Source organism: Mucilaginibacter sp. PAMB04274 (assembly GCF_039634385.2).
Classification (GTDB): Bacteria; Bacteroidota; Bacteroidia; order Sphingobacteriales; family Sphingobacteriaceae; genus Mucilaginibacter.
Genome location: NZ_CP155081.2, coordinates 4,972,815 through 4,992,526, shown reverse-complemented (window position 1 = coordinate 4,992,526; position 19,712 = coordinate 4,972,815). Strand labels below are relative to the sequence as shown.

Genomic DNA, 19,712 nt, shown 5'->3' with positions numbered 1-19,712 from the left:
AAGGTAAGCATTATAGGCCATTAAGCCCTAATCAACTCAGCGGTACAAATAAATTAGGTTCAAAACAAACATTTTGCCTATAAAAGCTATATACACTATGACATCTCCCACCATGAAAGCATATTCATTATTTATATTTTTTATTGCTGCTGCCGTACAAGTATCTGCGCAAACCTACCGCTTATCAGGTAAAATTACCGATGAGAGTAAAAAGCCGGTGTCATTTGCGGCCATATATATTCGTAATACCACTTATGGTAGCACAGCTAACGAAGACGGAGACTATGAATTTAGGCTGAACCCCGGTACTTACCAAGTCGTGTACCGCTATGTGGGTAATTTAGAGCGTACCGAAAAAGTAACCATCACTAACCACGACGAGGTGCTGAACGTTACGCTGGCCAATGAACCTTTTGTTTTACAGGGCGAGGCTGGTAGCGGCGACGAAGGTAACCCGGCAGCCAATATTATGCGCCAAGTAATAGCCAAACGTGAGCACTATTTAAACCAAACCCAGGAGTATTCATGCGCCGTGTTTGTAAAAGGTGTACAGCGTTTAACCAGCGCTCCGAAAAGTCTTTTGGGGCGTGATGTACGCAGCGTTTTGCAGATTGATACCACTACCAAAGGTATCATTTACCAGTCTGAATCTCTTTCACAGTATAACTTCCGTACCCCCGACCGCATACGCGAGATTATGATAGCCTCCAGAACAGCAGGGCAGAATACGGCTTTCAGTTATAACAAAGCCTCAGACCTGCAGGTGAATTTTTATCAAAACAGTTTTGAGATACAGGGCTTAAGCACACGGCCTTTTGTGTCGCCGTTTGCAAATAACGCTATGTCGTTTTATGACTATAAGCTGGTGGGGCGTTCTATAAAAAGCGGCAGGCGTATTGATAAGATACAGGTAATACCTAAGCGTAAGCATGAAGCTGTTTACCAAGGCAATGTGTACGTAGTAGAAGGCGACTGGCGTATTTACGGTATAGATTTGTACCTCACTAAAGCAGACGCTAATATTAATTTTGTAGATACACTTAATATAAGCCAGCAATATATACCCGTTACAGATAGTACCTGGATGCCTACGTCAACTCTTTTTGATTTCAAGGGCGGCGTATTAGGCTTTAAATTTAAAGGTTATTATCTGGCTATCTACAACAATTACAACCTCAATCCAAAGTTCCCTGAAGGTTTCTTTAACGGTGAGGTAATGCGTATTGATACCCAAGCTAATGCTAAGCCTACCCGTTACTGGGCCAACAACCGGCCGGTGCCGCTTACCAATCTGGAAGAACTGGACTATAAGCGCAAAGACAGTATAGCTGTCATTCAAAGCAAGCCACAGTATCTCGATTCTGTAAACCGGGCGCAAAATGGATTCAATCCTATTAGTTACTTCTTTTTTGGTAAGCAACTGTATGACCGTAAAACCCGGCAGTCACTTTATTTTTATCAGCCTTACCAAACCATATTTTATAATACAGTTGAGGGCTGGGGCGTAAGTGCAAAAGTGCATTACATTAAGGGGTTTGACAACGGGCAGTCGTTCAGTGTAACGCCTAACATCCGGTATGGCTTTGCCGCGAAATTATTTAGTGCTAATTTAGGTCTAACGTATAACTACGATCCGGCCAATCAGGGGGCCTTTTCGGCACGGTTTGGCAGCGATGTTATGGATTTGAATAACGCTGGTACCCGTTCGTTGCTTTTTAATACGTTGAGTTCGCTTTTGTACGAAAATAACTATGTTAAACTGTACCGTACCAAATTTGGTGTGGTGGCCTGGCAGCGTGAAGTAGCCAATGGGTTGTTGTTAAACACTCAATTGTCTTACGCAGATAGGCGGCAGTTGTACAATGTGTCGTTCAATCACATTAAAGATGTGCCCGACAAGCAATACACAGCTAACAACCCATTGTCTAATCCGCCCGAGGTGGAAACACAATTGTTTCCGCAAAACCAGGCGCTTACAGCACGCGCATCGCTTACCTTTACCTTCAGGCAGCAGTATGTAACCCGGCCCGATGGTAAATACATTGAACCATCGCGCTATCCAAAAGTGCGGCTTAACTACCGCAAAGGTATAAGCGGCTTATTAGGGTCGGACGTAAATTATGATTTTGCTTCGCTGGATGTATTTGATGACCGGCTGAAAATAGGTCTGGTTGGTTTCTCGTCTTTTAAAATTACCGCCGGTACGTTCCTGAATCACCGCAGTTTGTACTTTATGGACTATAACCACTTTTTTGGTAACCAGGGTACAGTGTTCAATCCAACCATCGGTAGCTTTCACTTCCTCGATTTTTACGATTACAGCACCGATCGCTCTTTTCTGGAGGCGCACTATGAACATAATTTTGCTGGCAATTTCCTGAGCAAGATACCTTTCGTACGCAAACTTAAATTGGAAGAGGTGATTGGTGTAAATTACCTTACCCAAGCCCAACACACTGCATACTCAGGGGTAGGTAACAACCCGCTTATACAAGGTGTTAAGAGCAACTACTCCGAAGTTTATATAGGTGTACAGCGCTTTATTTTCCGAGTAGATTACGGTATAGCATTCGAGGGTAGCCGCCGCATTGTGCAGGGTATAAGAATATTTTATGGCTTGAGGTAAGCAGAGGTGTGATTTCGGACAGTAGGAGGGTTTCTCAACGAGAGGAAATACCTAATGCTGAAATTCTGAACTTAGCATTTTAAAACAAGCCACAGTAAAGGCAATTAAGTTATCCTTTATCCTTTCCAAATAAAACTTTTATCTTTGCACCTCATTTAACGCTGTTTGAACCAGTATCAATGTTTTATGGCAAAGTATAACACCCTACTGTATTATTGTTATTCAACAATAGCTGATGCGGAGCAATTTGCTACCGATCATTTAAAATTTTGTAAAAGCTTACGTTTAACCGGCCGTATCATCGTAGCTGACGAAGGGCTGAACGGCACGGTATCGGGCACGGTTGAAGCTTGCAAAAGCTACATGGATGCTGTGCATGCCGATGAGCGTTTTGCCCATACCGATTTTAAGATTGATGAGGTAGACGAACCCTCATTTGTAAAAATGCATGTCCGTTACAAATCCGAAATTGTGCACTCGGGCCTGCGCGATCCTAATATCATTAATCCGCAAAAACAAACCGGTAAGCACCTGGAGCCTGCTGAGTTTTTAGAAATGAAAGACCGCGATGATGTGGTGATCCTGGACGTGCGCTCAAATTATGAGCATTCGGTTGGTCGTTTTAAAAACGCAGTCACTTTAGATATTGAGAACTTTCGTGATTTCCCTTCAAAAATTAACGAGCTGGCTCAATACAAGGATAAAAAGATATTGACCTATTGTACAGGCGGCATAAAATGTGAAAAGGCTTCGGCCCTGTTGTTACATGAAGGTTTTGAGAATGTATACCAACTGCACGGCGGTATTATTAAATATGGCAAAGAAGTTGGCGGTGAGGATTTTGAAGGTAAATGCTATGTGTTTGATAACCGTTTAACGGTTGACGTGAATCAGATTAATCCTAAGGTGATTTCTACCTGCTTTAACTGCGGCAGTACTACCGATAAAATGATCAACTGTGCTAACCCTGAGTGCAACGAGCATTTTACCCAGTGTGATGAGTGCGGCTCTAAAATGGAGGGCTGCTGCTCAGCCGAGTGCCAATCCCATCCCCGTAAACGCGTATATGACGGTACTGGTTATTATGTTAAAGTGCCTCAACCAGTAAACGTGACTAAAAAAAGTAAAGTACAACTGGCCGAGTAGGGGCGTATAAGAGTTAGTAAACAAGAGCCAAGAAATAGAAAGCTTATCAGTTTAAAATTGATAAGCTTTTTTTATTCATTGGTGTCTTCGTCTGGCTTTGGCTTTATCATTTTAGGATTAAAGCGCGGTTTGTATGCGGGCTTTGGTGTATCAATAGTTTGTGGAGGTATAGCTTCTGGCAACTCTTCAGGCGCTATCGGCTCTGGTTTGGATGTATCATCAGGTTGTTGCCCCACTAAGGGTTCGTCGGCAGGCTTGGTGGTGGTTACCCCTGCTTTAAAACGTGGCTTAAAACCTAAGCTGGCGGGTTTGGGCTGGGTATCTGTAGTAGTCGGTTGCTCCTCCGTTTGTTTCTCTCCGGAGTTCGTTTTTTCGGGTTCCCCTTCTGTAGGTACACTGGGTTCACCAACTGGTTTGCTGGTTGTAACGCCGGCCTTAAAACGTGGCTTGAAGCCCACTTTAGCGGGTGCGTCAGATGGCGTTGCTGCGCCAGCTTCAGTGGTTGGTGGAGTTGGTGGTTCCGGTGCATCCGTTACCGACTGTTGTTCATTAGCCGGTTTGTTTGTAGTTATGCCAGCCTTAAAGCGTGGTTTAAAACCAGGTTTGGCTGGCGGGTTTACAGCCTTTTCTGTAGCCGGGGTATCATTATTTTCAGCCTCTGGCTGGGCAGCTGCTTCCGTTGGTGTGGTATTTGCCTGTTCTGCTTCAGCGGCTGGTTTGGGCGTAGCGCTTTTAGCTTGAAAACGGGGAACGTAGGCAGGCTTAGGTGACGGCACACTCGCCATATCATCTACTGTGTTGTTTTCAACAGGGTTAGGTGTGGCAGGTGCGGCAGTTGAAGCTTCAGTTGTTTTAAACTTAGGCTTAAATCCTAGTTTTGGCGCCTCATTGCGTGGCGATGGTTCTGTAAGTGTATCTGATACTGTTTGCTCCGCTATCTGATTCTCGGCCCTTAATTTTTCGGTTTCTACCTCCGGTGGAAGTGGGTACTGCCGCCGCAATTTATTGAACCAGAACTTTTTGGTATGGTCAAAACTCTTTTCACCCATTTTTTCAAAGTGTTCCTTAAATTCCGAAAACAAGCCGAGGTCGCCTTGTTGCAAGGCATCCAGGTTTATCTTCTTTTTTTTAAAAAACTCTTCAAATAACATGGGTTGGTAATTTCGGATGTTTGATTTCGGATTGAGCCTGCTGCCATTGTCGAGGAAGTATGCGATTACGCTATATTAGGCAGATCGCATACTTCTCAGTTATTACGTGCAACTTATCGTGGTCGGGCTTTTATTTTTGGGGCTAACCCTTACTCAGCCATGTTGTGATATACTGCCTGCACATCATCGTCCTCTTCCAGCTTGTCAATCAGCTTTAATACGTCGGCAGCGGCCTCTTCGCTAATTTCGGTGGTAGATAATGCAATACGCTCTAATTTGGCAGATTTTAACTCAATGCCCATGCCTTCAAGTGTTTTTTGCATCTTGCCAAAATCTTCGTAGGCGGCATGTAATACGGCAATGTCCTTGCCTTCCTCATCGGTTTCTACAAACAGTTCTTCTAATCCGGCGTCAATCAATTCAAACTCCAGTTCTTCCAAATCGCGCTCGCCCGGATCAAAGCTAAAAACAGATTTACGGCTAAATACAAAATCCAATGAGCCGGTTTTGCCCAGCGTACCACCCACTTTGGTAAAATAGCTGCGTACATTAGCTACGGTACGGTTGGTGTTATCGGTAGCGGTTTCTACCAATACGGCAACACCGTGTGGCGCGTAACCTTCATACACCAACTCTTCGTAATCTTTTTCGTCTTTGCTTGATGCACGTTTAATAGCCGCTTCAACACGATCTTTAGGCATGTTTACCGCTTTTGCATTTTGCATGGCTGTGCGCAAACGTGAGTTGGTTTCAGGGTTGGGACCGCCATCTTTAACGGCCATCACAATTTCTTTACCTAAACGGGTAAACTGTATGGCCATTTTGGCCCAGCGCTTAAATTTTCTCTCTTTACGGAACTCAAATGCTCTTCCCATTTTATAGTGAATAGTTATTTGTTAATAGATAATAAGTGCAAAAGTTATTTCGAGTACTAACGTAAAAACTTTCCAAACCTATAACAATAACTGTTGGAAATGATACCTTACTATTGGTCGAGATAACAACTGTTGCAGCTTACAAATTTAAGCTATTCTTTAAGTTTTTCAGCATTTCTTCCGTAAGTCGTTTCAGGTCGTATTCCGGCTGCCAGTTCCAGTCGGTTTTAGCCTGGCTGTCATCAATAGATTGCGGCCAGCTGTCGGCAATAGCCTGACGAGGATCATGATCAGCATAGCTAATTGAAAAATCGGGCATTTGCTGCTTAATCTGCTCGGCTAATTGAGCTGGTGTAAAACTCATACCCGCTAAATTATAACTGGAACGGATACTGATGTTTTCGGCAGGTGCTTCCATTAAACTCAAGGTTGCCCGAATGGCGTCATACATATACATCATAGGCAGCATGGTGTTGGCCGACAAAAAGCTTTGATATGTGCCTGTTTTTAACGCTTCGTAAAATATATGTATGGCATAATCTGTAGTGCCCCCACCAGGAGCGGCTTTCCAGCTGATGATGCCCGGGTAGCGTATACTGCGTACATCAAGCCCATGTTTGGCGTGGTAATATTCGCACCAGCGTTCACCTGCCAGCTTACTAAAACCATAAACAGTATTAGGATCCATTATGCAATACTGCGGGGTGTTTTGCTTGGGCGAGTTTGGTCCGAAAACAGCAATAGAGCTTGGCCAGAAAACCTTGGCTGTGCCAAACTCCACGGCCAGGTCGAGTACATGAATGAGGCCGTTCATGTTCAGATCCCAGGCCAGCTTGGGCTTTTGTTCGCCTGTGGCCGAAAGTATGGCAGCTAACAAGTAAACCTGCGTAGGCTGGTGCTTATGAAACAGATGGTGCAGGTTCTCCTTATCCAACACGTTTGCAAACTCAAACGGGCCGCTATTGCGTATAGCATAAGCCGGATTGTTAATATCAGAGGCGATAACTTGCTCTGCTCCGTACTGATTTCTTAAGGCTGTTACCAGTTCGGTGCCAATTTGGCCATTAGCGCCTATTACTAAAATCTTCTCGCTCATGCAATATAATATTTGGACGTTACAAAGTTAAAAAAATGACTGTAAACCCGCTATATATAACAATTAAACGTGTTCTTGAGCAATTGCACTTCTGCTAATAAAGTTTACCGTATTTGCGTTGTTAAAATACGTAAAATTTTATTTTGTAAGATTGCTAAAATGCCGGGTGCTGCAGCCCATTCAAAAGGCGCTAAAACCAGGTTTAAGGGCTTATGGTTGAGATTATTTTGTTAAATAATATGTACATTTGAAAATTAACGTTTTTTAATTATTAAAGTTTAAACAAGACAATGAAAGTCGCAGTAGTAGGTGCCACCGGTTTGGTGGGTACTAAAATGTTGCAGATTCTGGAAGAACGCAACTTTCCGGTAACAGAGTTAATTCCCGTTGCTTCAGCAAAAAGTGTAGGTAAAGAAGTTACTTATAAGGGTAAGCAATACAAGGTGGTTTCTGTTGAGGATGCGATAAAGCAAAAGCCTGATCTGGCCTTGTTTTCGGCTGGCGGCAGTACTTCATTGGAGCAAGCACCTTTGTTTGCCGAGGCCGGTATTACCGTTATCGATAATTCATCGGCCTGGCGCATGGATCCTACCAAAAAACTGGTAGTACCGGAGGTTAACGCTGATGTGTTAACAGCTGAGGATAAAATCATTGCCAATCCTAACTGCTCAACCATACAAATGGTAGTGGCCTTAAAACCCCTGCACGATCAATACAAGATTAAACGCGTAGTGGTATCCACTTACCAATCGGTAACCGGTACGGGCGTAAAAGCGGTTGATCAATTGTTCAACGAGCGTAAAGGTATTGAAGGCCCAATGGCGTATCCATATAAAATTGACTTGAACGTATTGCCGCATATCGACGTTTTTCAGGACAATGGTTATACCAAAGAGGAAATGAAAATGGTGCTGGAAACCAAAAAGATCATGGGTGATGACAGTATCCGCGTAACAGCTACAACGGTACGCATCCCGGTTATGGGCGGTCATTCGGAATCGGTTAACATTGAGTTCGAAAATGATTTTGACCTTACCGAAGTGCGCGACCTGCTGAGCAAAGCGCCAAGTGTGGTTGTGGTTGATGACGTAGCCAAACTACAATATCCAACACCGCTTGAAGCGCACGAGAAAGACGAAGTATTTGTGGGCCGCATCCGTCGCGATGAAACCCAGCCTAATACCTTAAACTGCTGGATAGTATCAGACAACTTGCGTAAAGGTGCTGCTACCAATGCCGTGCAAATTGCGGAGTACCTGGTAGCAAAAAACCTGGTAGGTGCGGCGGTAGAAGCGTAATTGTAAAAGTTATAATAAACAAAGAGGCCGATCTTATTCAAGATCGGCCTCTTTTATGTCCAGTATTTTTTCATTTGGATCTTCGGCATACCAATGCGCTCCTAACTTTAACAAAGAGCGCCATCGGTTTTTTTTGATGAAAGTAAATCCTAACTGCCTTTTGGCCGAAACCAAAAATCTTTTAAGCATCAGTTCTTTCTCTGCATCCTTTTTTTGTGAAACATCAGCATCTGTGAGACTGATCGTTTTTCCATTTTTGAATATGATCTTGATGGAAATAAAAGACCTGTACTGCTCGTCGTAATTGTAGCTGTAAAAGCCTAATATTTCGCGCTTTAAATACCCTGTATATTCCTTATTGCCTTCCTTAATATACATCCGCTTCCTGTCAAAATATATGGTTACAGATTTCGACCAATAGTTAAATAGCAATTTAAATATGAAGAAGAACAAACCTACAAGCAAATACATGCCACTCATGCCCAGGTAACGATAACCCTTTATAGCATATAGAATGATTAATGGCCATGTTATCAGTATACAAATAATGAATACGATATGGTTGGGAAGTGAAAGCACTTTTTTAAATACGAACTCTGGCGTGCAGTATTTTTCCATCAGCTAAATAATCTGAACATAATAAACTGCTCGGGCACTACTTAGTTTTTAAATCATCTGGGTATACCACTCTTTTGCAAAAGCCATATCTCCTTTCTATTATGCTCTTAATCAATAAAGTTTATCTTGCAATACTATACGCTTTCCATAATGAATGCAGAACCAATTAAGACATTCCATCAAAATAACTACCAGCAACTGTGCTACCAGCTATCTAAACAAGATGTGGATTTTGCCGAAGTTATCCAAAATTATGGCTATCCGCCATTTTGGTCGAGGGCTAATGCTTTTGAATCACTCGTGCATATCATTCTCGAGCAGCAGGTGTCGTTGGCTTCGGCTTTATCGGCTTTAAATAAGTTAAAGGAGCGCATACAAGAGGTTACACCTGCCCGGGTGCTGATGCTTACCGATGAGGAACTGCGTGCCTGCTATTTTAGCCGGCAAAAAACCGCTTATACAAAATATTTGGCAGAAGCAATTTTGAACCGGCAATTGGACTTAGCGGAGTTGGCCAATTTGCCTGATGATGAAGTGCGCAGCCGCCTTACAGCTTTAAAAGGAATAGGCAACTGGACGGTAGATATTTATCTGCTTATGGTTTTACACCGCACCGATATTTTCCCCATCGGCGACCTGGCTATTATTAACGCCTTTAAACGGCTAAAACAATTGTCTGCTTCAACCTCCCAATCGCAACTATTAGCCTTTGCCGAAACATGGCGGCCCTACCGCAGCATTGCCGCCATGTTGTTGTGGCATTTTTACTTAAGTTCTACAGCGTTAAAAAATAAGGGCTGACGGTACAACAGAGTTGTGTTGCCTTTTTAGCTCTTATTTCTTGCATATAGGTCTTACAATCCGTTTCTTTCTTTTTCCTGATAATCCTGTACAATGCCTACGGCGTTATGTACGGCATCGCTTAAGGTGGTTATAAAGGCGCCTGGTTTAGCCAGTTGTATGGCGTATTCAATAGGGTCTAACTGGCTGTCAAGCACGTCGCATGGCAAGTTGGGGTTTACCTCGTGCACACCTTCGCGCATAAGGCCAATTATATTTTCACGGGTGCGGCCACGCAGGTGATCTTCCTGCCGTAACAGTATATGATCAAACATAGTAGCGGCAATACGACCCAATTCGCGGATGTCTTCATCTCGGCGGTCGCCGGTACCGGCAATCAACCCTATTTTCTGTGGCGATTCAATATTGGCCAAAAACTCCTTTATGCCATGGTAACCATCGGGGTTGTGGGCAAAATCCACCATAAACCTGAAATCCTTAAAGTTAAAGATATTCATGCGCCCCGGGGTTTGGCTGGCCGATGGTACAAAGGTGTGCAGGGATGTTTTAATATCTTCCGTTTTAAAGCCCCATAAGTAAGTAGCTAACGTAGCAGCCAGCACATTCTCAATCATAAAGGTAACCGTACCGCCAAAGGTTACCGGTATTTCGGTTACTCTTTGCACGCGTATCTTCCAATCCCCTTTTTTTATGGTAACAAAACCGTTTTCGTACACGCAAGCAATGCCGCCTTTTTGGCAATGGGCCTTAATAACCGGGTTGTCCTCGTTACGGCTAAAGTAGGCAATATTGCAATCGGCCTGCTTACCAATCTTTACACAGTACTTATTATCGGCATTCAGTACGCCCCAGCCGCTTCTTTTAACCGAATCAATAACAACACTTTTTACCCGCATCAAATCATCGAGCGTGTGTATATCTGAAATACCCAGGTGGTCTTCCTGTATATTAGTAATTACTCCAATATCGCAATGTCCAAACCCAAGGCCTGAGCGCAGGATGCCGCCGCGCGCTGTTTCGAGTACGGCAAACTCAACCGTAGGATCTTTTAATATAAACTCGGTACTGTTAGGCCCGGTAGTATCGCCCTTTACCATCATTGTGTTTTGCACATAAATACCGTCTGAGGTGGTAAAGCCTACGCGGTAGCCGTTGTTTTTCACAATATGTGCAATAAGGCGTGTTGTAGTGGTTTTGCCGTTGGTGCCGGTAGTGGCAATAATAGGAATGCGCGACGATTTGCCCTGCGGGTAAAGCATATCCACCACGTGCCCGGCTACATTACGCGGCAAGCCCTCGCTTGGCGCAATGTGCATTCTAAAACCCGGCGCTGCGTTTACTTCAAGTATTACGCCGCCGTTCTCGGTTAAAGGCTCGGTCAGATTGTTAGCCATCACATCTATACCGCATATATCCAGTCCAATTATCCTGGAGATGCGTTCGCAAATGAATATATTTTCGGGATGCACCTGGTCGGTAACATCGATAGACGTGCCGCCGGTGCTCAAATTAGCGGTTGATTTTAAATAAACTATTTCATCTTTGGCCGGCACCGTATCCAGGGTATATCCCTTTTTAGTAAGCAGGTCCATGGTATCACGGTCAACCGAAATATGGGTCAGCACATTTTCGTGACCGTATCCGCGGCGCGGGTCGGTGTTCTCCTGGTCAATAAGTTGCTGAATATTTTGCGTACCATCGCCTTTAATATGCGCCGGCACACGCAGGGCCGCCGCTACCATTTTGTTATCAATTACCAAAACTCTAAAATCATGCCCGGTAATAAATTTTTCTACAATTACCCGTCGTGATATACGTGCGGCATGTTCAAAAGCAGCTACAGCTTCTTCTTCAGTTTTTACGTTGATGGTGGCGCCACGGCCATGGTTACCGTCCAGTGGTTTAAATACCAACGGGAAGCCCACTTTCCGGATGGCCTCTTTTACTTCGGCGGCCGAAGTAATGGTGATGCCTTTGGCCACCGGGATGGCTTGTTCCTGCAGTATGCGCTTGGTTTCGTCTTTATTGCCGGCGAGGTCTACCGCTATGCTGCTGGTATGCTCGGTCATGGTGGCGCGTATGCGAACCTGGTTTTTGCCGTAGCCTAATTGCACTAACGATTGGTTGTTTAATCTTATCCAGGGTATATCGCGCGATATCGCTTCCTCCACAATAGAACCTGTGCTAGGACCTAACCTCGAATTTTCCCTTAACTCCCGCATCTCCTGGATATCCTTTTCCAGTGTATAATCTTGTCCGGCAATCAGCGCCTCGGCAATGGCAACGGCAGCTTTAGCGGCAAAAATGCCCACGTTTTCTTCCACATAGTTAAAAACTACATTGTAAGTGCCCGGTGTTTTGGTTTCGCGGGTGCGGCCAAAGCCGGTATACATGCCGGCCAGGGTTTGTATTTCTAAGGCAATATGCTCAATCACATGGCCCATCCAGGTACCTTCCTGCACCCGCTCAAAAAAGCCGCCCGGTACGCCTGGCGAACAGCGGTGATTATACAAGCTGGGAATCAGTTCTTTAAGGCGCTCATAGAAGCCTTCGATAGTATTGGTTGGCCGCTCCTCCATTTCCTGAAGGTTAAGGCGCATCTGTATTAATTTTTTGCGGGTTATACTCCATATATTGGGTCCGCGTAGTACCTGTATTTTCTCTATTTTCATAGGTAAACCTGTCGTTTTTTCGAGATGATGATATTGATGGAAGCTGAATTTAGCTTTTGTAACAATTCAATGCAATTTTTGATGGTGCAGAGCGATTTTATTTATTTAAAAACTACTTTAACTGCATTTTTATCTTACTTTGTAATTATTGATTAAACTACTTGCGATGACTGTCCCGAAAGGTAAACTCATTATTATTGGCGGCGCCGTTGATATGGGCACCAACATTAGTGCCGAAGAACATTTTTTGCAGCCCGATTATCTCAAGTTTTTTGAGCGGGGCATTCTCAGACGGATGATCAATGAATCGGCCAAACAACTAGCCTCAAAAGTAGAAGTTATTACCACAGCTTCGCAAATACCCGAACTGGTTGGTGAGGAATATGTACGGGCGTTTAACCAGCTTGAAGTAGCTAACGTGAATGTACTTGATATTCGCAGCCGGGAGGATGCCAGCCAGCCAGATTACCTGAACCGTATACGCGAAGCCGATGTAGTAATGTTCAGCGGCGGCGACCAACTGCGCCTGAGCGCAATTTTTGGCGGCACAGAGTTTTTACAGATACTGAAAAAGCGTTATTGCCACGAGAACTTCATCATAGCCGGCACATCTGCAGGCGCGGCTGCAGCCTCTACCAACATGATCTATCGCGGACAAAGCAGTGATGCACTGGTTAAAGGCGAAGTGCAAATTACTGCCGGACTTGGCTTTATCGATTCGGTTATTATTGATACCCACTTTGTACAGCGTGGCCGTATAGGGCGTTTGTTTTACGCTGTGGCCAGCAACCCAGGCATATTAGGCATTGGGCTGGGTGAGGATGCCGGTCTGCTTATCACCGAAGGTAGCCTGATGGAAGCCATAGGCTCAGGGCTTACTATTGTTGTGGACGGTAAAAGCATGGTAGAAACTAATATTTACGATGTTGAGATGGGCGCACCGGTCTCTATTGACGGCTTAAAGGTACATGTGATGTCAATTTTCGACAAATACGATCTGGCACAGCACCGTTTAATCATCAAAAAGAAAACCAAGGTAGAGGAAGGCGTTTATTTACAGGTGCCAGACAGAGATTAGGTTAGAAGCGGGGTAGGAGTAGAGCTTGTTGTTAAGATGGAATTATAGGTAAAAAATACGTTCCTTAATTAATTCTAAGGGTGTAGGGCGACGCTTCCGCGAAAAAAGTAACTATCCTTCATAAAATATCTTTCGCTTGTATCAAAACGCCTATTTTTGTTTTTACGTAACAATCTAACCCGTTTTACCTTATGAAAATTATTATACATGGCGGCTTTTTCAGCGAATCGGGTACTAACCAGGAGGTGAAACATGCTAAGCAGGAAGCCCTAAAGCAAATTGTGCAGCAGGGGTATGATTATCTGCAAACGCACACCGCTACCGAAACAGTAGTTTACACGGTTAGCTTACTCGAGAACAATGAGCTTTTCAACGCTGGTACCGGCTCGCAAATACAAAGCGATGGCTGCATACGTTTGAGCGCCTCGCTTATGGATGGCAGAACACTGAAATTTTCGGGTGTAATAAATGTTGAGGAGGTCAAGAACCCTATTCTGATTGCCCAAAAACTGCAAGCTGCAGAAGACAAGGTTTTGAGCGGCAAGGGTGCCCAGCAATACGCCCGTGAGAATGGTTTCGATTATTATAACCCTGAAACACCTCAACGCCGGCAGGAATACGAAACCAAGCTTAATGACTCGATAAGATTAGGCACCGTTGGCTGTGTAGCACTTGATGCTGATGGCAACCTGGCTGCAGCTACTTCAACCGGTGGTAAGGGCTTTGAAATGCCCGGTCGTGTAAGCGATTCGGCTACGGTGGCGGGCAACTATGCCAATGGCGTAGCGGCAATATCCTGTACCGGAGTAGGCGAGGACATTGTAAGCGGTGGTGTAGCTACCAAAATTGTGACCCGCGTGAGCGACGGTATGACTTTGCAACGAGCTACTGAAAAAACTTTAACTGAAATGAAACCTTTTGACGGCTTTGTCGGTATAATTGGGCTTACCGCAGCAGGCGATGTTTATTATGCTGACACTCACCCTTATATGGTGTGGGCATCGTATGACGAGAATATCAAAGTATTTAGTTAAATTACACTTTAATTGCTTTACGTTTACTAAAATAGCGGTAATTTTACTTGCTAATTAATTTAAAGAAACTCAACAACAGCTCAATGAAAGTATTGTTACTTGCTTTTTTTTGTACCATTGCTATGTCGGCCTCGGCGCAGTTTTGGCCCTTTGCCAAACACCCACGTTATCCGTTGATTGCCGAAACTAAAAGTCGGCCATTCCGTTTACCGGCCGCTCAGCTAAAAGGTAATAAGATAAGCCGTGTTGAAATAGGACAAACCCCATACAGCCTAAAGCTTACCGAGCGTATAGTAATGAAAACTGCACAGCACCAAATGCGTTTCAGGGAGTATGAAGATGCCAGTTACAGTTTCAACGAACTGGCTAAAATATACGTGCAGCAAAACAAGTTGTCGCAGGCTAAATGGTTTTTTCTGCAAAGTAATAACCTTTCGCGCCAGCAAAGTAATGATCGTTTAACCATTGCTAATTTAATGGAACTATCTAGCGTAAAATCGGCCATTGGCGATTTTGCCTTGGCTCAACAGGATTTGGAAGAGGCCCGCACTATGGCCACGGCACATAACTGGCAAGATGATGTTCAATCGGTTAAAAAGCGGCTGGACTTGTTGCAATTAAACAAACTGGCTGCTTTAAAGCCCGCTGTTGGTGTTAACAGTCAGGCTGCTTTATAGGTAAGCCTAAAAATATTTAATGAAGGCCTGGTTTAATCCAGGCTTTTTTGTTTAGAGAAGTCGTTTAGCATAGGGCTGAGTAATGTTAACTAAAAGCTGGTTCTCCTTTAAAAGTCACAGTAATAACATTCCTGTTAGTATTAGGTAAATTATAACCACTTACCAAACATTGTATCCTATATTTACATTAGTATATTACGAGACAGCTAAAATGCTGTCTCTTTTTTATTTACTTTGGCAATTGTATAATATAGGCACTAATATTGATGTTTTATAATCTACCAGATATTAAATTAAAACCGGTTAAAGAAATGTTTAAAAAGTTATATATGTTCCTGGTGTTGGGCGCCGCTTTGGCTTGCCAGGCTTCAACCCCGGGTGCTGAGAAGGTGGATGGGTCAAATAATCTCCAGCCCGATCAGCAACAAAGCGTGGTGGCCAAAGAAGTAGCCTCGCTTATTTCCAGTTATAATTACAAAAAAGTTGCCCTGAACGATTCGTTGTCCGAAGTGGTATATAACCGCTACCTAAAATCTCTTGATGATAACCGTAATTATTTACTGGCATCTGACGTTAAGGATTTTGAGCGTTTTAAAACTACGATTGATGACGACCTGAAAACAGGCAACCTGAATAACGTTTTCTATATTTTTAACGTTTACCAGAAGCGCTACCTTGAGCGCATCAATTACTCATTAGCGCAACTAGATAAGCCATACGATTTTAATACTAACGAAACCTTTACTTACGACCGGGAAAAGCAGCCTTGGGTATCATCAGAAGGTGACATGAACAAGTTGTGGAGCCAGCGCGTTAAATATGACCTGCTGAACCTTAAACTGGCCAATGCAGACGTTGCCAAGAATAAAGAAACCTTACGCAAGCGTTACCAAAATTTGCTTTCGCAGTCCAAAAAAATATCCAATCAAGATGTTTTCCAGTTGTTTATGGATGCCTTTACCGAATCGGTAGATCCGCACACCAACTATTTCAACCCGGCCAACGCGGCTAACTTTAATATCGAAATGTCGCGCTCGTTAGAAGGTATCGGCGCTTCGCTGGCATCAGAAAACGAGTACATCACCATAAAAACTATTGTAGCCGGTGGCCCTGCCGACAAAAGCAAGCAAATTAATATTGATGACCGCATTGTAGGCGTGGCCCAAGGCAAAGCCGGCGAGTTTCAGGACGTAGTGGGCTGGCGCATAGAGAACGCTATTGCCTTAATACGCGGCACCAAAGGTACTACTGTACGTTTACGCATATTACCAAAAGGAGCAGGCGCGGGCTCAAAGCCTAAACTGGTTGAAATGGTGCGCGAAAAAATTGTGCTGAAGGACCAATTGGTAAAAAAAGAGATACGTACCTATAACTCCAATGGTAAAACCGTTAAAATTGGGGTAATTAACGTACCGGCATTTTATATTGATTTTAATGCTTACCGTGCTAAAGACCCTAACTACCAAAGCACCACCCGCGATGTTAGACTAATTTTGGACACCCTTAAACGCGCAGGTGTAGATGGTGTGGTTTTAGATTTGCGTCAAAACGGCGGCGGCTCGCTGATTGAAGCCATTGAGCTTACCGGTTTATTTATAAAGAATGGCCCTGTAGTACAAGTGCGTGATACCCGCAACCGTGTGGAAGTGAATGAAGACGAGGATCCGGCTGTTGCTTACGCTGGTCCGCTTGCCGTGTTAACCGATCGCTTTAGCGCTTCAGCCTCTGAAATCTTTGCTGGTGCCATTCAAGATTATGGCCGTGGTTTAATCATTGGTACACAAACTTATGGTAAAGGTACCGTGCAAAGCGCTATTGAACTGGATAAGGTTATCAATCCATCTATTAAGGAAATGATTACCACTGCCATGAACAAAAAATCATCTGGCACGGGTGCAGAGTCTAAGTTTGGACAGTTAAATTTAACCATCGCTAAGTTCTATCGCATCAGCGGCAGCTCAACACAGCATAAAGGCGTATCGCCAGATATAAGTTTCCCATCTGTTATCCCGTTAGACAAATATGGCGAGGATACCGAGCCATCAGCTTTACCATTTGATATGGTTCAGAAAAGCGCTTATACCAAGGTTGGCGATCTGAGCAGTGTGATTCCGCAGCTAACCAAGCTACATGAGCAACGTATGGCTAGCAACGCCAATTACAAGTATATGCTGGAAGACATTGCCGACTATAAAAAGCGCCAAAGCGAAACCAGCGTAACCCTAAACGAGGCCGACCTTAAAAAAGAACGGGATTCAGAAGAACAAAAGACCTTTGAGCGCAACAATCTACGCCGTACGGCGTTAGGCCTAGCTCCTCTTAAAAAAGGTGCAACGCGTCCTAAAAACGAAGATTTGGATTTTCTGAAAATGGAAGCTGGCCAAATTATGACGGACTATATAAACCTGGAGAAATCCAACCGTTATACTAACGTAATACCGCAACAACCGTAAATTTTACGCTATACTAAACAAAAGACGCCCGCTTGCCGGGCGTTTTTTGTTTATAAGGAATTGTTCGGGCAAATTGTTAGAAGTTGAGTGTCTGGAGCAAATTGTAAGCGTGCTTAACCATCCTTTATTACAAGGAGCAACGATAGAGGTTAAGCCCTGTACAAGCTGCAATCTGTGATCTACGGTATTGCTTCGTTACTTTACCAACTTATAGTTTCTATATTCACTAACCCTCCAGCCGGTCCAATCTTCAATTTTTTGAAGTATGCGGCGACGGAGCGACATTTTCTTTTTGAGTTGTTCGGGGTCTATCTGTAACTTCCAGTTTTGAGCTTTAATGCGGCGTTGCATCACGGCCGGGTGTGTGCCTTCAAAAGCCAGCAGGCGGTCTGCATTTTTAAAATCAAATTCAAACTTTTCGGGCAGGTTTTCAGCTATCCAGGTGTCATCATGGTAAAACTGATTAAAATTACGCAGTTTGCTTTCCAGTCCTTTAGGTGGTTTTACCCATCCATAATGATAAATATAAGCGTCAATCAGTTTTACGTTAATCTTGCGGTCGGCCCATCTGAAACCTTGGGCATCCCGGTAAGCGTGGATGTTTTTATTGTTGCGCAGAACCCTTATCTCGCGACGGTACCATCGGCGCGAATGCGCGTAGTAATCGTATGAGCCATAAAAGTGCTGGTATTTAAACAACAAGCCTTCAATAGCCTTATCGTTTAAGTTAGCTTCCATCTCCTGTTGAATAACCGGCAAATACTTTTCGTGTACTACTTCATCCCCCTGTATGTAAAAGGCCCAGTCGGCATCGGGTGAAATAGCGGCAAAGGCTTTATCCGTTTCGGCGGCAAACACCGATCCTCCCTCGCGTAAAGATTCATCCCAAACGGTATGAATGATCCTGATTTTAGGCGAATTGATACCGTTAATCAGTTCTTCGGTATCATCTTCACTATTGCCCAGCGCTACTACAAATTCGTCGCAAATGGATAGTATAGATGTAATGGCTTCCACAACGGGGTAGTCATTTTTTACCGCATTGCGGATAAAGGTAAAACCTGCAACTTTCATGAGCTTATAAAACAGATTGGTAAACTTTTATAGTGTTTTGCACACAAGCATCAAAGGTAAACAAAGCAAGCCTTTCATTTCCCCTTTGCTTCAGCTGCCGTTGTAAATTTTCATCGCCAAGCACCTGTGCAGCTGCCTGTTCTATATCGGCAGGTTGCAAGGGGTCAAAATAGATGGCCGCATTGCCGGCAATTTCTGGCAAACAGCTGCTGTTACTGCATATCACCGGGCATTGGTTGGCAAAGGCTTCCAACAAGGGCAACCCAAAACCTTCATGCAGCGAAGGGAAAGCAAATAATTTAGCCTGCCTGTATAACTGCTGCAACAGCATATCGGTAACATCCATTTGCTGGCATTGTGTGCCAATGCGTTGTTGTTGAAATAGCTGCAATTCGGCATCAGTAAAAGCCTTCCCGCCCGCGCAAACCAGTTTAAGCTGGGGGTTAGCCTGTAAAAGCGGACTTATGCCTTTCACAAACAAGGGGAAGTTTTTATAGTGCCAGCGCTCTCCTACAAACAACAGGTAATTTTGGGGCAGTGTTACGTTTTCTTTAATTAAGTTATCGGTTGAACCGTCCGGAGCTAGGTAACCATGATACACCACGTGTACCTTATTAGCCAGCTGCGGGTATACTTTTATTATATCACTTTTGGTAAACTCTGATATGGCAATCAACGCATCTGCCCGTGCCATCACAAGCTTTTTTCGGGCAATTACCTCCGTTGCATCCGGAAAGTATTCGGGGTATAGCTCATGTACCATATCATGCACAGTAACTACGCATGGCTTTTTAAGGTATTTAATAAAGTAGGGGTCGTAATAAGTAGGATGAAATACGTCGAAGGCGCGTATTTTAAAACTCCAGCGCGAAAAGCGTCTGTTCCATTTGTAATACTTATTTAACTTTCCCTTCCATAAACTTTCACCCAGGTTGTTATTTAGCAGGAATGCGTCATGCTTAACATATTCGTTCTCGGCGTATAGCGCGGTAATAGAGCTTTGATGGCCCGCAGACTGTAAGCCACGATGCAGGTTGGCAAAGTAGCGGGATATGCCCCCGTATTTTTGCAGTGAAAAAATCTGATGATCGAACAGTACTTTCATAGGTGTGC

15 protein-coding genes are annotated in these 19,712 nt (G+C 43.9%); 8 read left to right on the top strand and 7 right to left on the bottom strand.

The window, feature by feature from the left end:
- The first annotated feature begins 112 nt into the window (after positions 1-112).
- Complete coding sequence (locus tag ABDD95_RS21465; protein ID WP_345949410.1) at positions 113-2,626, top strand: DUF5686 family protein; 2,514 nt, start codon at positions 113-115, stop codon at positions 2,624-2,626.
- A gap of 186 nt (positions 2,627-2,812) precedes the next feature.
- Complete coding sequence (locus tag ABDD95_RS21460) at positions 2,813-3,772, top strand: rhodanese-related sulfurtransferase (RefSeq protein ID WP_345949409.1); 960 nt, start codon at positions 2,813-2,815, stop codon at positions 3,770-3,772.
- A 71-nt stretch (positions 3,773-3,843) separates the two neighbouring features.
- Here the strand turns inward: ABDD95_RS21460 and ABDD95_RS21455 are convergent, their stop codons facing one another.
- The 3 genes from ABDD95_RS21455 to ABDD95_RS21445 all read right to left on the bottom strand — a co-directional run bounded on the left by ABDD95_RS21455 (position 3,844) and on the right by ABDD95_RS21445 (position 6,894).
- Positions 3,844-4,923 (bottom strand): hypothetical protein, encoded by a 1,080-nt coding sequence (locus tag ABDD95_RS21455; protein ID WP_345949408.1) that lies wholly within the window; start codon positions 4,921-4,923, stop codon positions 3,844-3,846.
- A 149-nt stretch (positions 4,924-5,072) separates the two neighbouring features.
- Complete coding sequence (locus ABDD95_RS21450) at positions 5,073-5,798, bottom strand: YebC/PmpR family DNA-binding transcriptional regulator (RefSeq protein WP_345949407.1); 726 nt, start codon at positions 5,796-5,798, stop codon at positions 5,073-5,075.
- Positions 5,799-5,937: 139 nt separating this feature from the next.
- The gene (locus ABDD95_RS21445) at positions 5,938-6,894 is read right to left on the bottom strand and encodes an NAD-dependent epimerase/dehydratase family protein (RefSeq protein ID WP_345949406.1); all 957 of its coding nucleotides are present in this window, start codon (positions 6,892-6,894) and stop codon (positions 5,938-5,940) included.
- A 290-nt stretch (positions 6,895-7,184) separates the two neighbouring features.
- Here ABDD95_RS21445 and ABDD95_RS21440 point away from each other — a divergent pair, with 290 nt between their 5' ends.
- Positions 7,185-8,192, top strand: coding sequence for an aspartate-semialdehyde dehydrogenase (locus ABDD95_RS21440; RefSeq protein WP_345949405.1), 1,008 nt, complete (start codon positions 7,185-7,187; stop codon positions 8,190-8,192).
- 33 nt (positions 8,193-8,225) lie between these two features.
- Here ABDD95_RS21440 and ABDD95_RS21435 read toward each other — a convergent pair whose 3' ends face one another.
- Entirely contained in the window at positions 8,226-8,810 is a 585-nt protein-coding gene (locus ABDD95_RS21435; RefSeq protein WP_345949404.1) for a hypothetical protein, read from the bottom strand.
- Between the two features lie 150 nt (positions 8,811-8,960).
- Here ABDD95_RS21435 and ABDD95_RS21430 point away from each other — a divergent pair, with 150 nt between their 5' ends.
- Positions 8,961-9,611 (top strand): DNA-3-methyladenine glycosylase 2 family protein, encoded by a 651-nt coding sequence (locus ABDD95_RS21430; RefSeq protein ID WP_345949403.1) that lies wholly within the window; start codon positions 8,961-8,963, stop codon positions 9,609-9,611.
- A gap of 53 nt (positions 9,612-9,664) precedes the next feature.
- Here ABDD95_RS21430 and cphA read toward each other — a convergent pair whose 3' ends face one another.
- Positions 9,665-12,283, bottom strand: a complete 2,619-nt coding sequence (cphA, locus tag ABDD95_RS21425; protein WP_345949402.1) for a cyanophycin synthetase — start codon at positions 12,281-12,283, stop codon at positions 9,665-9,667.
- 166 nt (positions 12,284-12,449) lie between these two features.
- Here cphA and ABDD95_RS21420 point away from each other — a divergent pair, with 166 nt between their 5' ends.
- From ABDD95_RS21420 to ABDD95_RS21405, 4 genes are all read left to right on the top strand, one after another.
- The gene (locus ABDD95_RS21420; RefSeq protein WP_345949401.1) at positions 12,450-13,361 is read left to right on the top strand and encodes a cyanophycinase; all 912 of its coding nucleotides are present in this window, start codon (positions 12,450-12,452) and stop codon (positions 13,359-13,361) included.
- A 191-nt stretch (positions 13,362-13,552) separates the two neighbouring features.
- A complete protein-coding gene (locus tag ABDD95_RS21415; RefSeq protein ID WP_345949400.1) occupies positions 13,553-14,395 on the top strand; it encodes an isoaspartyl peptidase/L-asparaginase in 843 nt (280 codons plus the stop codon).
- 83 nt (positions 14,396-14,478) lie between these two features.
- A complete protein-coding gene (locus tag ABDD95_RS21410; protein ID WP_345949399.1) occupies positions 14,479-15,072 on the top strand; it encodes a hypothetical protein in 594 nt (197 codons plus the stop codon).
- 311 nt (positions 15,073-15,383) lie between these two features.
- Entirely contained in the window at positions 15,384-17,525 is a 2,142-nt protein-coding gene (locus tag ABDD95_RS21405; protein WP_345949398.1) for a carboxy terminal-processing peptidase, read from the top strand.
- 195 nt (positions 17,526-17,720) lie between these two features.
- Here ABDD95_RS21405 and ABDD95_RS21400 read toward each other — a convergent pair whose 3' ends face one another.
- Positions 17,721-18,599: a glycosyltransferase family 2 protein gene (locus tag ABDD95_RS21400; RefSeq protein ID WP_345949397.1), complete on the bottom strand. Its 879-nt coding sequence runs from the start codon at positions 18,597-18,599 to the stop codon at positions 17,721-17,723.
- A 4-nt stretch (positions 18,600-18,603) separates the two neighbouring features.
- Positions 18,604-19,704, bottom strand: coding sequence for a glycosyltransferase family 1 protein (locus ABDD95_RS21395; RefSeq protein ID WP_345949396.1), 1,101 nt, complete (start codon positions 19,702-19,704; stop codon positions 18,604-18,606).
- Positions 19,705-19,712: the final 8 nt, after the last annotated feature.